The organism is Nitrospira marina (assembly GCF_059568365.1).
In genome coordinates this window covers 4,201,376-4,216,413 of the sequence record NZ_JCANTH010000001.1, presented here as the reverse complement: position 1 = coordinate 4,216,413, position 15,038 = coordinate 4,201,376, and the positions used below count along the sequence as shown (strand labels likewise).

14 protein-coding genes are annotated in these 15,038 nt (G+C 50.8%); 6 read left to right on the top strand and 8 right to left on the bottom strand.

The window, feature by feature from the left end:
* Positions 1–323: 323 nt before the first annotated feature.
* The gene (locus LX98_RS18195; protein WP_496430201.1) at positions 324–809 is read right to left on the bottom strand and encodes a hypothetical protein; all 486 of its coding nucleotides are present in this window, start codon (positions 807–809) and stop codon (positions 324–326) included.
* Positions 810–1,306: 497 nt separating this feature from the next.
* On the opposite strand from LX98_RS18195, the gene LX98_RS18190 reads away from it, so the two are divergent.
* On the top strand, positions 1,307–2,407 hold the full coding sequence (locus LX98_RS18190) for a hypothetical protein (protein ID WP_496430200.1): 1,101 nt from the start codon (positions 1,307–1,309) through the stop codon (positions 2,405–2,407).
* A 224-nt stretch (positions 2,408–2,631) separates the two neighbouring features.
* On the opposite strand, the gene LX98_RS18185 is transcribed toward LX98_RS18190, so the two are convergent.
* Entirely contained in the window at positions 2,632–3,318 is a 687-nt protein-coding gene (locus LX98_RS18185) for a 4'-phosphopantetheinyl transferase superfamily protein (protein ID WP_496430199.1), read from the bottom strand.
* A 766-nt stretch (positions 3,319–4,084) separates the two neighbouring features.
* On the opposite strand from LX98_RS18185, the gene LX98_RS18180 reads away from it, so the two are divergent.
* The 4 genes from LX98_RS18180 (at position 4,085) to LX98_RS18165 (ending at position 9,796) form a co-directional block, all read left to right on the top strand.
* Complete coding sequence (locus LX98_RS18180; protein WP_496430198.1) at positions 4,085–4,528, top strand: hypothetical protein; 444 nt, start codon at positions 4,085–4,087, stop codon at positions 4,526–4,528.
* A 13-nt stretch (positions 4,529–4,541) separates the two neighbouring features.
* Positions 4,542–5,357 carry a hypothetical protein gene (locus LX98_RS18175; protein ID WP_496430197.1) on the top strand — a complete coding sequence of 272 codons (816 nt, stop codon included), beginning with the start codon at positions 4,542–4,544 and terminating at the stop codon, positions 5,355–5,357.
* Positions 5,358–5,479: 122 nt separating this feature from the next.
* Complete coding sequence (locus LX98_RS18170; protein WP_496430196.1) at positions 5,480–9,058, top strand: hypothetical protein; 3,579 nt, start codon at positions 5,480–5,482, stop codon at positions 9,056–9,058.
* Positions 9,059–9,334: 276 nt separating this feature from the next.
* On the top strand, positions 9,335–9,796 hold the full coding sequence (locus tag LX98_RS18165) for a rhodanese-like domain-containing protein (protein WP_496430195.1): 462 nt from the start codon (positions 9,335–9,337) through the stop codon (positions 9,794–9,796).
* A gap of 36 nt (positions 9,797–9,832) precedes the next feature.
* On the opposite strand, the gene LX98_RS18160 is transcribed toward LX98_RS18165, so the two are convergent.
* The 5 genes from LX98_RS18160 to LX98_RS18140 form a co-directional block, all read right to left on the bottom strand.
* Complete coding sequence (locus LX98_RS18160; protein ID WP_496430194.1) at positions 9,833–11,149, bottom strand: HipA domain-containing protein; 1,317 nt, start codon at positions 11,147–11,149, stop codon at positions 9,833–9,835.
* On the bottom strand, positions 11,149–11,400 hold the full coding sequence (locus LX98_RS18155) for a helix-turn-helix domain-containing protein (protein ID WP_496430193.1): 252 nt from the start codon (positions 11,398–11,400) through the stop codon (positions 11,149–11,151). The genes LX98_RS18160 and LX98_RS18155 overlap by 1 nt, the downstream gene beginning before the upstream one ends.
* A 200-nt stretch (positions 11,401–11,600) precedes the next feature.
* Positions 11,601–12,518, bottom strand: a complete 918-nt coding sequence (locus LX98_RS18150; RefSeq protein ID WP_496430192.1) for an ATP-binding protein — start codon at positions 12,516–12,518, stop codon at positions 11,601–11,603.
* A gap of 5 nt (positions 12,519–12,523) precedes the next feature.
* Positions 12,524–13,210 carry a methyltransferase domain-containing protein gene (locus tag LX98_RS18145; protein WP_496430191.1) on the bottom strand — a complete coding sequence of 229 codons (687 nt, stop codon included), beginning with the start codon at positions 13,208–13,210 and terminating at the stop codon, positions 12,524–12,526.
* Between the two features lie 114 nt (positions 13,211–13,324).
* On the bottom strand, positions 13,325–14,188 hold the full coding sequence (locus LX98_RS18140; RefSeq protein ID WP_496430190.1) for an oxygenase MpaB family protein: 864 nt from the start codon (positions 14,186–14,188) through the stop codon (positions 13,325–13,327).
* A gap of 161 nt (positions 14,189–14,349) precedes the next feature.
* Here LX98_RS18140 and LX98_RS18135 point away from each other — a divergent pair, with 161 nt between their 5' ends.
* Positions 14,350–14,568, top strand: a complete 219-nt coding sequence (locus tag LX98_RS18135; RefSeq protein ID WP_496430189.1) for a hypothetical protein — start codon at positions 14,350–14,352, stop codon at positions 14,566–14,568.
* Positions 14,569–14,762: 194 nt separating this feature from the next.
* Here the strand turns inward: LX98_RS18135 and LX98_RS18130 are convergent, their stop codons facing one another.
* Complete coding sequence (locus LX98_RS18130; RefSeq protein ID WP_496430188.1) at positions 14,763–14,984, bottom strand: hypothetical protein; 222 nt, start codon at positions 14,982–14,984, stop codon at positions 14,763–14,765.
* Positions 14,985–15,038 lie beyond the last annotated feature (54 nt).

Genomic DNA, 15,038 nt, shown 5'->3' with positions numbered 1-15,038 from the left:
CACCATAAGAACATTCAACTTTTTTCTAGGATCAGTTGTTCGTTCTTTTAGGGCAAATGTACCCTATTGTTGCATACGTAATGTGACTTGGGGAATACCCTCACCGTATATCTTGTGTTATTTTTTATCAACAACACAATGATTGACGAGAGAACCGGTGATACCTCGGGGCTTTAGGGAGAATCAGAAGGCAGATTGTGCCGAATATCAGAATTTTCAGAGAATTGCCATCTGGTTCATCAAAAAAAATTTTAAACGTTATACCTGGATAACGGCCTGGTATGGAGAGAGGACAAGTCAGTTCGATAGAGAAAGCGGAAGGCTTACACTTGGGCCTTTTGCAGACAGGATCCTGATAATTGCGATTTGACTGATTCGTAAATAGGACTTCCTGGAAGAAGTTCTATCCCTGGCATTCCAGACGCAATCGCATGCTGCACAGCCAAACGGGCGATTCTCATGCGTGGGATAGTCTGGGATGGAAGTGCTTCTTGAAGAGCAATGAAAGTACCAGGAGGAATCTTGACAGAAAAGAGGTCGTCGTCAGGTGAGGAAAAGATAAAGCATTCAATATTGGAAGACCCGACACGATAGGTCAATTTGAATGTGATGTTGTGGGGCTGGAGGGAGTCATCATTAGAGGGAAATTGTTGAAAGGTGCTGTCGACAATATCCTTGGATACGCCCGAGGGAATTCCCGGAATCCACTCTGGCATGGTTGAAAGGCCACGGTGGCAATAGCCCGTAGGGGTTTTCGCCACTCGCCAGGTGACGCCTTCGATGAAAAATGACAGAATTCGTAAAGCCATGCCAAGTTTAAGAAAAGATTTTGAGCGTGTATCGTTTATGCAGGACTATCGGCCGCACCATTCAATTCATTAGCATACTAGGGAAGCTGGGGCTCACGCAATTCCAGTCACTATAAGAGTAGTGATGGAAAGATGTAGTGTTTGGTGAAAGATAAGTCAAAAGGCTAAAACCCATTCTTATTTTTCTGTGATGGACGTTCCCGGGATAGGAAGATCTTCAAAAAGGAGTTTTCCTTATTTTATCAGAAAAGAGAGAAATTAACCGGTCTCTCTCGGTAAAGGCTCCATTTGTGATATTTTAATTTTTCAAGACGGTCGTCATATGCTAACTTTTTATGTGAAAAGGAACCATACACGCAAAAGCCTCCCATACTCATGTGAATGTTGGACAGAAACCCCGGGCCACGTGATTGTTGAGCCGGATTTCTGAATAACTCCTTATCGGGCCTACAAACGCGCCTCTTTACAAGAGAAATGGTAATGAAGGGAACATCACTATGTCGGATCTAGGTTGTCGGCACATTAGAAACCTGATCGTTCTGCTTGGAGCTTTTGGTATTTCATTGGGATGCGCTGGCGGTCCCAACGGGAATGAAGCCTATAAAAAGGAAGGGTTTCAGGTTACTCAACCAAGCGCGGGAACGAAGGTGGTGGTACGCGGGAATCATGTGGCGGCCGTCAACCAGGCTTTGGATTGGTTGAACGCCCATCAATTACTGGTGGTCAATCGACAGGTTGTACAAGAGGAGGGAGTTCCGGAATTTGCCTCTCGAAATGGGACGGAAGGACAAGCTCAGGCTCTAGGGGGAGCTCGTAAGGTTGGGGCGACATTGGTGGTATTTGTGCATGTAAAGGAAACTTCGTTGAATTCCACAATAGAGCCCCTAAGTGGGGGATCTCCACCCATGAATAAGGTCGCCGTTGATATTCTTGGAATGAATACCGGTGCAGGCGAGGTGGCCTTTGAAGGCAAGGCTTGGAGTTCTGACCCAGTGGTGGTGTCCGAGCCGGTGATACAAGATCTGACCATTCTGGCCCTTGAACAGGCCTGGCAGCAGAGACCAGCGTCCTCCCCCTCCGCGCAACAGGAGGTGAACGCAGAGAGTCCGAGCGAGCCTTCTGCTCCTCAAATGGCGCCGGTAGCAGGTGATTCCTCCAACTCACGTACCACAACTCAGTCGGCGACGGTCCTATTGGATTCCCCTAACCCAGGTGCTGCTACTCCGTCAGAGCCGGGGCCGCCAACCGAGATGGCACAAGAGCAAGTGACCCTTTTAACTGAACCGGTTGCTGAGGATGTTACGCCCGCGTCTGATGTGGCGGCGCCGGTGGTTGCCGAAAATTCAGGGAACTCGGGCGATTCGTCTCTGGGACTTCAAATCGCGAGTGGAGCCTTATCGATTTTGTATACGCCATTTAAAGTGGTCTATGCCGGCGTGGGCGGATTAGTTGGAGGTTTTGTTTATCTGTTGACCGGAGGGAATGAACCGGCGGCTCAATCAATTTGGGATGCCAGTCTCAAAGGCACCTACTATCTTACCCCGGACCATTTACAAGGCAACGAACCTGTTCAATTCAAAGGAGAGGCCGGGCATTAATAGAACTGTAGATTAATTCAATTCCAACAGTTTCAGACCCGACTCTTTCATTGCAGATCGACCAAGTGCAATGAGAGGGGTGCAAAAAGTTCTGTCCGGCAAGGCCGCGGTATGGCGTGCTCCGTTCGATAGCCTTACCTCTTTTTGACGCGTAACCCTGCAGGTGATTACGTGAGCAGGGCAAAGGGGCGAGCACGACGCTGGTGGGCTTGTTCAACTCTCCCTTAATCCTTCCAATCCCAAAACAATACTGTAACCGCAGGACAGTCTACGGATAGGGCGCCGATGTGGGCCTGGCCTGCATTGATGCGAAAAAGTGAACAGTCGTTTCTCCAATCGGGTTCATGTGTTGACCGAACAGTAGCCTTCAATCCGTCCTGGTCGAGGGCAATCTCACATTGAGCCATTCCACCCGATAATCCAATCCCACGCATTTTGAGATACGCTTCCTTGCAGGTCCAGTAGGTCAAAAACTCTTGCGTCCGCTTGTCAGGTGAAATAGTGGCAAGGTACGCCGCCTCTCCTGGAGAAAAAAACCTTGTGGCGATATTTTGATCGCTGACATTCCGGTTGACCTGTTCCACATCAATCCCCACAGCGTGTTCAACCGTGAAGGCCAGCAATGCCATTCCATTCGTATGAGAGACATTGAATTGTAATGACGGATGTGGTGGTTCGATTAGAGAGGGTTTCCCTTGTAAGTTGTTCTCAAGTCCGAGGGTACCAGGAGGAATTCCCGCATAGTGACCGATCAAATTTCGAAGAATGCCTCTGGTTGAAATAAATTGGTATTGGTGGTGAGGAAGCCGATACCGTTCTGCCCGTGCCCGTTCTTCCTCAGATAGGTCGGCACGGTAGAGAGCAGCCTGCCGGGGTGACATATCCAAATGAACCCGCCACACATGGACCACGCCTGGCGATAGGCTCCTAAAGATGTCAGGAGAGGAGGGGCAAATCCAGTGGGTAGAAGGCAACATTGATTTCAGAGGGATTGTATCGGAAGGACGGCTTGGCTGAAACCCTCTAAGGGGTCTATGACCCTGAACCATCTTCGAGCCTCAATCGAAAAAAGTAAATCCCTCGGATATTATGTTTGTCCCACGGTTTACGAAGGTATTCGGCATATTTCGGATTAAATGCCAAAAAAGATGCAAAGCAAATGGTTCGCCGGCTCTTGGCAACTTACTGGGCACAGAATCTGAGCCATTCAAAATCACCGAAGTCCTTAAGCTGCGCTCATGGAAATGAACGAAACGCATAAGTGTCCGTGAGAAGTCAGCAGCAGCATCGCCTTTTCCAGTTCTCTAAATCCGCTACAACGAATGATCAGTTTTGGTGTGTATCCCCGGATAGCGGATCAAGACATGTTTCATTTTGTTAAAAAATGGGAAACACTGGAAAATTGTCATTCTCGACCAGAAGAATTTTTGATCACGCTGACATGTGCCTCGATACAATGAGCGTGTTTGGAAATTTGCACGTTCCACATAGTATTTCAGAAGTGGGAAAAACGGTGTTGGCAGTAACAATAAAATCAGGGAAATATGAATGGACTCCATTAAAAATCCATTGGTGTTCTCGAGGCAAACTCTTTAAAAAAATTATAGACATTCTGAATATATGATGTGTACCATTCGGCTCGGCCGCCAATGGAAAATCTTGCAAGGAGGTATGGACATGCGGAACAAACCCGGTCAACGGTGCGTCAAGGGCTTTGTCCTGTTAGCTGTGGTCGCCGGTTTGCTAGCAGGAACGAATGCCATCGCGACCGATTCCTCGGGCACTGATGGCACACCTTCCGGCATGGTGGCGTTCTTTACCACGACATCATGTCCCCCGGGCTGGAATGTTGCCACCAACGTCCAGGGACGCGCCGTGGTCGCAGTTCAATATTCATCGGAACTTGGCGTCAAGGTCGGGACTCCGCTTCAGGACAAGACGGCGCCGGAGCATGTCCATAGTTACACGGCCGATATCATGCTTCCCAACAAGCATGCTGCACTAGCCACCGGTGGCAGTGATGACAGGTATGCCAAGTCGGGGAAGTACACTATCTCCGGAGACATGCAAGGGACATCAGACCTGCCGTTTATTCAACTTGTGGTGTGTCAAAAAGAATAGTAAGGGGGTACTTATGCGCGTATCGAGCTTGCCACAATTCCTCGACAAACTCTCGCCTGCACCACTCGTCATCATGATTCTTGTTGCGGCGGTATTCAGTGTTCCTTCGGTGGTATATGCTCAGGACCCGTATCCAAATCAGGCCATCGCCTTCTTCAACGCCAAGGAATGTCCCGGAGGATGGACTCCCACAGGAAAACTTCTAGACCTAATGCCAGGGCGTTTTCTCGTTCCGGTGATGCCGAACGGGACCACACAACATACAGTCGAAGCCGCGCTCGCCAGCGGCGAAAATCGGACCCATACTCACAGTTTCAGCTCGAGCATTACACTTTCTTCCACGTATATTAACGGCGTTGACGGCTGTTGCGACAATAGCCAGACGTCGGAGGGAAACTATACGTTCAGCGGGACGACAGCGCCCTCTACCTCTGAAGTCCCATACGTGCAGCTTCTTGTATGCATAAAGACTGAGGGGCCCGGCTCGGGCGACATTCCCAGCGGGGTCCTCATATTTACCGCAGGCCTTGACTGCCCTTCCGGATGGAGCCAGCCGGCGGCAACCCAGGGACGGTTCATGGTCGGTCTCCCTCCAGGGGGCAGCCCGCTTGCCACATTCGGGGGAGATCCTTTAGCTCCACATGAAGATCGCACACATGCGCACTCGTTTTCGGATAGTTTTACACCTGACAGTAAGTCATTAAGTCAAGCTCCATGGTGGCGTGCATGGGGCTACGGCCCTTCGGGGGCTCAAAACTATTCCGGAGAATCCGGCAAGGCATCGACCGGACTTCCTTATATGCAGATACTCCAATGTGAAAAGGGCTAGCTGTTGAAGTACTACGGGAGGAGGAGACCGGACCGAAACGGCCGTCTTTCGGGCTTTGCACTTCGATCGTGCTGCCGCGCAGCTCTTATGGCGTTCGCATCATCCAATCCAGGGAGGGAGACATGACACGCACCGCTTCTGGTATGACGGTAAGTTCGAGCTTGATCGAAGACTACTTGCTCGTAATGACTCCGCCGGTTGCCAGCGAACTCACCGATAAATTTATCGTCGTCACAAACAAGGTGGACGGCACCTTGGTAAACGAGTTGCTCACAGTGGGGAATGACAACACAAGTGTGCTGCATTTTGTGCGGGATCAGACCTCCCACTCCGGCTGGAACCAAAATCTTGTGCCCATTCCAATCATGGTCCCGAACCCTATCTCGACACTCCTCGGGTTTTACGACCAGGGAGTGCTAAACGTTCTTGTCTTTTATCCGGCAACATCAGGAAGCAGCACGCAGTCCGTTATCTGGATGCAGCGCTCATCGGAGGGTTACTGGAATTCCATGCCATCTCCACCGGGTATTTTGGCTAAGACGACGCAAGCGGATGTGTATCGCGATCCCAAGGGCAATCATTTCCTCTATGGCATTTCCGTCACAGAAGCGCAGCCCACGTTCTTTCTGATCTCCCGTAATGAAAGTACTGATTTGTGGACGCAAAACTTCGAAATGGAAACCGCCTCGACAACTCCCGCATATCTTGTCGTCATCGGACTGCAATCGACCCAATTGACCATATTGCAGCCGGTAACATCTGCGGAGGGGACTACGGTCAATTACCGGTGCGGTGGAATTGTGGGTGGGGTGTTCCAGTGGGCGGCCAACTCCCAATGGAAGAATTTTCCTCTCGCGACGGGTCCGTTAACAATTACCCGGTTCCATGGGTTGCCGGCGACAGTGGGGCAAAGCGCCTTTTTGGTGCGTACCAACAACGATCAATTGTTCTACGTGGGAGATTTTTCCGCCGATGCCCCCACGACCTTGGATTTGCTTGCGACGGGAACGGCGCCGTCCGGCGTCCAGTCCATGGCCCTCGGTGTTGATGGTCAGAACCGCTACATGGTGTTCGCGCTCGATCTTCAGGGGCAGCTCTGGTTGTTGCGGCAAACGGAGACCGGGTCGTCCGGCAATCCGGTCTTCAACCAGAACTGGGTCCCACTCGGTAACGCATTAAAAGTCATCGCATGCCCCACCGTCATGCCGAATGGTCCGGAGGTGTTCGATGTCAGCCTCACTGAAGTCGTCCAACACTTGAGCCAGAAGTTAGTGCCCAATGGAGAAAATTCGATCTATGGATCATGGTTTGTGCAGCAGTTGGATGGTCCCACCCCGCCCGCCCAGGCACCCCAGCCGGTTAGTACGTACAGTACAGAAATTGTCGCCGTGGATCAGTATGGTAGTCCGGTACCCTCAGTGGTGATGAACATCATGGCAGACCGTGCGACCGTTATTATCGCCAATGAGTTGGCTTATCATATCAGTCCGCAGGAACCTGCACAGATCGTCACCAACACACTGGGCAAGTTGACCGTCGCTATACGGGCTGTGACCCTGACCGCGCCGGTGCTAAGCATCAATGTGCCCGACTACATGTCCTCAGGCGAGTGGAAAGCGTGTCCGGCCGACCAAGGCACCCTCAGCCGTCTGGCAGGTCAGGATCCAAGTCTCCTTGTCACCGGAACCTCTCTTGAAAAGGCCGGGGTTCTGCCGTCTGGCTACCCGGAGGCCGATACCGTTGCTTCGACCATCAAAACTGCAGGGCAGTTGATGTGGCAGAAGAGGACCGCACCGTCGGCTCATTTCGATCTGAGCCAACTTGATATGCCGCACTGGGAACTCGACTTCACCGCGCAGGGCGAGCCGAGGGTCCGACCGCTTTCCCTTGAGGAGGCACAGGATCGTATACGGTCCCACGCGGATGTTGAGGCTGACTTTTCTTTCTCCGATTTTTGGGGGGATGTCGCGAATTTCTTTAAACACGTGTTCAAGGATATCGTGCATATTCTTCACACCGTCGAAAACGATGTGGTGAACGTGATCATTACTGTTGGCAACGCCGTTAAGAAATTTGTCCTTCAGACCGTTGACGACATCGGCGACTTTCTTGAGGTCCTTGTTAATTACATCAAGAAAGCCATTCACGTCATCCAGGCGGTGATCCACTTTTTACAGGAACTGTTTGAGTGGTCCGATATCCTGAATACGCATACCGTTATCAAGTATTACATCAATTCCGTCATGACAAACTTGCAGGCAAGCGATCAGGATGTGGTGACCGTTATCAAGGAAAAGTTCGTTGTGCTCCAAGGTGAGGTGAAGAATGCCTTTACGAATGCTGAACAGGTCTTTGAATCAGGCCTGTCTTTCAACCAGTACGCAAACAAGCAAAAGGGCGGCTCGTCAATCGTGCTGCAGGGGCAACCGTACCATCACACCTTTCATGCCCATGCCGCACGTTGTAATTACGTCTCTTCCAAGGCGCAGCATCACTTTGCGAATACCTCAAGCCTGGCCGCGGCGTTGCCTCCTCTGGCAGACACGAGTCCGTTCGATAATCTCTACAACATGGTTCAGGCCCAGGCCAAGGATTTCCAAGATAAGACTCAATCGCTTCAGAACTTTCTGCAGATTCAGACAAACAATCCGAAAAAGTTCTTTGATGTCGCCATGCTGGCCTTCCTTCAGGCCGCTGAAGATGTTGTGGTGTTCGTGTTGGATATGGTCGAAGATATCCTCATTGCGCTGCTGAATCTGCTTGGCACGGCAATCTCCACTCTTCAGGCAGCTCTGAACAAGACTATCGACATTCCCATACTCTCGTGGTTGTACAAGTACGTCATTACGGGCACACCTGAGAATCCGGGAGACGACCTGACCATCTTGGATGTACTCAGCCTGATCCTTGCGGTGCCGGCCACCATCCTCTATAAGCTGTTATTTGGGTCCAAGAGTGACCCTGCCAAGCCCAGTCCTCCTTTTACCAGCACTCAGGTCAGCACCATTACATCTTCTCCTATACCTTGGCCGTCCTTCAAAACGGGAGACACAGAGGCACTGCCCAAGGGTGGGCTTCCAACAGCAGAACTCTCGTCGCTCCAGGAGGTCATGTTGCTCCTCGCCGGCATCTCATATTTTCTTTACACGGCTGATGATCTCGCCAACGATGGTCTGGCTGCTCTATCCGACGGCGAGGAAGATCCAATCGCCACCTTCCTATCGTGGTCAGGTATTGTCCTGACACTGATGTTTCAAGGGTTCACTGTGCCTTATCAGGTGCTGGAGAAGTCACCATCCGATTGGTCGAAGGCAGACACGGCCACTGTGACATACTGGGGTGCCGGGTTCGTCCCAGTCGCTCTCAATCTGGCCTTTACAATCTATTCATCGGTGAAGGCGAACTGTAAATACGCGCCTGTGGTAGGGCCCATTACACTGAGCGTTGCAGGGACGGGTCTCCTGGCAACCGGTATTTGGGCCTCGGTCGAACAAGCAAAGGACCCAAGCTATCAAAACGGATGGACCGAGGTTGGTAACATCATGGCGCCCATTCCCACGAGCTGTGCGTGGCTTCTACCGCTGAAGGACGCAACTGAGGGCATTTCGGTAGGCTTTCTATTAGCTCTTGCAGCGATTTGCGATTTTGGCACCTTGGTGACGACCATTGCGAGTGTGGCGTCGGATTCGTCCACGACATAACCTCCCAATGGATTACCCTGAAGCGGGCCCCGCTTTCTCCGCCCAGAATAGGACATCAAGAATAATGGACCAATGAAGTCTTTTTTTCAATGAATGCTTACCAGAGGGCATTAGTGCGAACCCCAACCTATAGATCACTTCATGTGTGGATAATCGGATCATCGTAGGTGGCAAGACCGCTCACAGGATTTTCCCTGCTATGTCGGAAAGGCACAAAGCTTTTTTATTGATGAGGGAATCACGCGGAGCCATCTTGGTCAGCCTTGCGGTGAATTGTTGACTCCGAAAGTTTGGAAATCATCTCTCAATTTCCTGACAGGTTTGCCCTTTGTTCCCTATTTGGATACCGTCTTGCTTTGGTGTGTCGGTTTGGTCGTGTTTACCACTCTTGTCTCATGTTCGGAGAAAGGCCTTCACGATATGACTCCCGAGCAACTGTTAGCCTCAATTGAAACACACACGGCTCCGGTGATTGTGGATGTCCGCTCGCAAGGTGAATACGATGCCGGGCATGTGCCCGGGGCTGTGCATCTGCCTTTTTACGCCATTTGGAGCCGTCATAAGGAGACCAACGCCACACCGAAGGAGCCGATTGTCGTATATTGCGAGCATGGCCCGAGAGCGTGGATCGGCAAATTCGCTCTCTGGACGGTGGGGTATAAAAATATTGTGTACCTGGACGGTCACATGTCAGGCTGGAAACAGCGAGGCATGCCCATGACAAACCTGGCCGAATAGCCGGATGAGTCCACCGCACGTACCCTCCCCTACAAGTTACGCAATTCGCAACTTGGACAGACGGTTGGTCACGCCGGCTTTGACCGCCCGGTGAATGATCTCGGGGAAATCCACCGGTAGGACGCGCTCGATGGCTTCCAATGCCTGCCCGGCTGTATCAGCCACTTTCTCAATAGTCTCAAGGGCGAATCTTTTCGGCAGTCCCGCCCCTTCCACGGTCTGAATAAAATGCCGCCCGAGAATGTCGCCGATTCGATAGTGCCGCTTGGTCCCGACCGACATGGCTAGCTTCATCTGTTTGCTTTCGATTTGACGCATTTCGAAGCTGGGCTGAGCGGTGAGGACATCATAGAGGGGGGTCAGGTGGTAACTGCCCCCTGGACTGAGAAAAATGCTGAAATTTTTGGCGTGCCCGTCCGTTGCGCCAATGAGCCAGAAGAAGATTTGGGCCTTTAACACGGTTTCCTGGTCTTCAAGGGGGTGATCGCTGCCCTTGAGCAGATCAAGCACTTCGATCATTCCCGGTCCGCCTTCACTTTGATATTTTCGGGTGGGCGGCACCGAAAGCGCCTGGCAACAATCCTCCTGCGGTAGCCGCAACAGCCGCTTGTCTTTTGTCCAGAGCCGGTCGAAGCGTTCGATCACAAGCGATTTCGTCTCTCCGAACGTGTAGATGTCCGCCCGGTTGACCGGCAGGTCAAATGCGGCCGCCAGTTTCAGGCAATAGAATTCATTCTCGACGCTATTCGAGAGGTCGAGTCCGTTCGGCAATCGGCCGATCTGTTTTTTAAAAATATGGGAGGTGGGTGTGGTGCCTCGGGGCTTAAGCCATTTGCCCTTATGCCGGAGCAGTGCGGTCTTTTCCTGCGCTCCGGCCAGTGATATCCGAAACGCATCATCACCGCTCAGGCCCAAAGGGGTTTGGGCTAATCCGTTGAGGAGCATTTCAATCGCATTCTCATTCACGGGCTCCCCGGTGATCGCGGCGGAATCGTCGATCTCCTCCACGGCATCGTCAGCCCCGACAAACTGTAAGGCTCCTACACAATCGCGGCCAATGGCAGCAAGCAGACTATAGGCATCGGTTCCGTCCGCTCCGACTTTTTCCGCAACCCGATGGCGCAACGCATCCGAATCCGGCAATAGATTCTCGAACACGGCAGCGACCGGTTCTCCTCTATAGGGGTCCTCGCGCAAAGGAAGCGAGAGTGAGACCGGTAGGGCGTGTGGCCATCCTAACCAGTCCGGGTTGTATTGAAAGGCAATGGCTCCGCTTGTGGCCTTGTGGAGTTGACCGACCGGGCGATTGTTCAGCAGCACCCGTAACGGCGCCTGCCGGCGGTTGCGGGCCATCAGAAAATATCCTCGATATCAGCCGCCGTCCCCTTCGATCGCGGCGCGATCCGGAACTCCAGATCGAGGACGCTGAGCACCGTCAGAATCGTCTCCAGCGTCGCGGCCGGATTACCCGTCTCGATGAGGGATATCGTCGCCTGGCGCAATCCGGTCTTTTCTCCGAGTTGCGTCTGACTCAAGCCGCGTTGCTTACGGGCCCGGCGGATCGCATTACCGATCTGTTTCGGATTGCGTGCAAGGTCGGACATGTTTTACCTCCACCTTTATTATGCGCCAAAACGAATAAAATTACAATATTCTAATTAACGTATAAAAATACTATATGCGTTAAAAAGAATAAATAAATTTTATCCAGACTTCCCTAGGTGGAGCCTGTCAGGTCTGGAGTTATTTGAACATGTACCAAGAGCATGAATTTGGAAGCTTCCCATCGAGACTTTTAAGGGATTCACTTAGGCACTTCTCCAATTAACCGGTTTTGTAATTCCCAAAAATCCCAATCCTTTAAGTAGTCTTCAAAAAGTTCAATTCCAAGAATCGTTCCCTTAATTGGTTTAATTCTTAAAAATTTGGTGTGTATTCCATTTTGAAAGCGAAGAACATTCTCTGTAGCCAGAGCAAACTTTCCATATGTTTCTTCGACAATTCGATTTAACAAATGCAGCCCAAATCCCTGATTTTGTTCAAAGTAATTCCCCGTTGTTTGCCCTCGCTTCCCAGTTATCCCTGCTTGAATACTTAAACGAAGCGCTCTTTCTGCATCACCCACAGCAAATATGGATTTATTAAACAATGAAGCCCGTATCCCCATTCCAGAATCTACGATTGCCAGCTGAATCCGAGCTGGAGGGCTAGGGTATCTTTGTGCAACTACCAACCTAAGACCCGCTCCTGCATGTTGAACTGCATTGCGCATTGCTTCTTCCAAGACGCGAGTAAGAAAAGGATCAATGCTTGAATCAACCCCCAAAAGACCTGCAGCTTGTTTTTTTAATTCATCGACCTCTTGAAGAGAATCAAAAAATTTTATAGGTATAAACCGACCAGACGGATCATGATGGACTCCTGGGGAGACAGGTGATTGGTGATTTAATAAATCAAAAAATCCCATTCTTTCGAAATATCCTGGGTGCTTAGCTCCCCTGAATTCATTTAGGGCTATCTCAGCTTGGTATCTATTTTTTCGTTCACAAAAAGCCACAGCCAAAGCAGCAAGAGGAGTCGGCTCGATCCATTCATGCCCCCTCGCCTCAAGCATTATTGATTGATGAGGCTCTCCAATGTTCCAAAGGTTATTTTCTTGGAGAAAGTTGCCAAAAGCTTCAAAATCTAAGCTTTTTGGCAGCACTACAGTTTGGAGGGGCATATGAATTAGTCTCTCTTAAATTCCAAAAAATATTGACGGGGGAGGAAGGTGTGCTCATTGGACAGAGTGAGTCCCACTTTCTCCATGTTCTCAATGACGCGTTCCCTGGGGACCAGATGGTGTTTGGAGAAGCTGAGTTTGCCGGACCGCTCATCGTGGTAGAAATCGACGATGACGACTCGTCCATTGGGTTTTAACGCGGATTTGATTTTGGCCCAATAATCCACATGATGTTCGACGTGATGATACGCATTGCACAGAAAGACCAGGTCCACGCTGTTTTCGGAAAGTGACGGATCGTCCGGTTTAGCCAGAATGAATGTGGCCCGGTTGGCCATCCCGATTTTCTCCAAATCCTGTTTGTTGTAGTCCAGCATTTTCTGCTCGATATCAACGGCCAGCACCTGTCCTGTCTCTCCAACTGTTTTGGCAAACCGGCGTGTAAAGTACCCTGATCCTGCTCCCACATCAGCCACCACCATACCGGGCGTGATGTTCAACGCTTCGACAACCTTTTCCGGCTGTTGGTAGTCGTCCCGTTCAGGCCGTTCAAGATTCTGGATGTAAGTGTCGATGTCCCACGGTTGATGTGAACAGCCGGCAGTCAGACCGGTAAGAAGAAACGCCAGCAGGAGGCAGCAAAACCCCAGGCGAGAATGTCGTGTGAATGAATTAATGGACTCTATTTTCATGATTGAATCTCCCATTTGTGAATGAATAGGCCTATGAGAAGAACTGTTAATTTATGGTATTTGCGTGGCCACGCTACAAGAGGATGAGAGATAGGCAGCCCAGCTTTCCTATCCTCATTTCCTTTTCGTCTCCTCCGGCGGACCCAGATGTTCGATCACATAACCGTCCGGATGTGAAGGATGAACCATCTCCGTTCGTAGCCGGGGATGCCGCCGGGGTGGGAGGTATCGCAATATACCGGCTCGCAGCTTCAGGAATGAGGGCACCGCCCAGCGCATCAATCGCGACGGTTCAGGAAAGCCGAATGCCCTAATGAGCGGAGGCTCCAACAGGGCATAGATGGCCGAGCGGACCAGCGGGGCCAGCATTCTTGGAAACCAGCCTACAAACAGCTCAACCGTGGCGGTTCCGACACGGTGGTTGGATGGAGTGAAACGAAATCGTTCACGTTCATACTCGACACTGAAACGCTCAAAGGTCTGGTAATCCTCTGGAATTTCTTGGATCTGCATGCCTTGTCCGACGGCTCGCCAGAAGTAAAAGAGACCGAGGCGTTCCTGCTCACACATAAGTCGCCAGCCATAACGCCGGTTCCACCGGATGGGTTCGAAGAGAAAAGTGGAGAGAACATACAGAAAGTCTTCGTTCGCAATCGAAAAACGTCCATGCAACCGGTTGATTCGTTGGATGGCCCGCCGTCCCCGTTCACTGCTGTATCCCCATTCCAACAATTCGCTGACTAGAATGTCGGTGTCGTCATAGCGTTTTTGAGTTCTTCGCCCGAATTCTCCGGTCCGATCCAGCAGCCCGGAAATACTGGGCACACAAAAGGTGCGAAACAAGGCCAACTCCAGAGCGCGGGTCGTGTCGAAGGAAAATTCGTAACAGGTGGAGAGAAAGACGATGCGCTCATGATCCTTCTGGGGATTGAGCGATTTGATTTCTTTAAGAATCCTGTCCCACGCCATTCGAGCCATTTCTCACTTTATCCTCCGCTCAGTTCTATCCCACCATAAATGCCTTAAAGGATCAATAAAATGGATGTCATCTAAAAAAAATTCATGATTCAATTTTGTACTTATTTTTATTGTGACATGATTTTGGGGATTTCCCATGTCAAAGCCGGTTGAACCTCTTGGTGAGTATTTTCTTATGGGCCGATATTTTTTTTATGGTGTTGGGATTGGTCTGTCTGGCCGGCTGTTCAGTCTTCCAGACCGTGCCGGAATTTGGCACTCTCTATAACAAATTGGCAGAGCAGGAGGATCCGTCACGCAATCCGATCATCGTCATTACCGGAATCTTTCATTCACCTCCAGAAACTACAGGAGGAGAGAAGCCCCAGCCTTGTTTCTAGAGCATGATACACGTGGGAGATACTTACCAAGGAAGATTTACAGAGTGAACACACAAACCGAGGAGATGCGGTTTATCTATGGATCACCCCTATGGCGTCAACAGTCTATATCGCGATCGCAAAGGTACAACGCTATCCTGAAATATGCCATGTCGAAAGATCAATGACTGGGAAGTTCCTGGTGGGAATACAAATCAGTCAAGGGTCACGAAAGCCGTTTCGCGAATAAGGAAGATTGCTGTCAGCAAGGTGACCGCTCCGCCCATGGCGATCCAATACGCCGGCATGATTGAATTGTCCGTCCTGGTAATCATCCACACAGCTATCAATGGCGTGGTGCCGCCGAACAACCCGATCGAAACGTTATACCCAAAAGACAGGACGGTGCATCGGGTGGGAGTTGGGAGCAATTCCACATTGGCTGCGACTATTCCTCCGCTTGGTCGTAACTCTGTAAATGATATAGACCT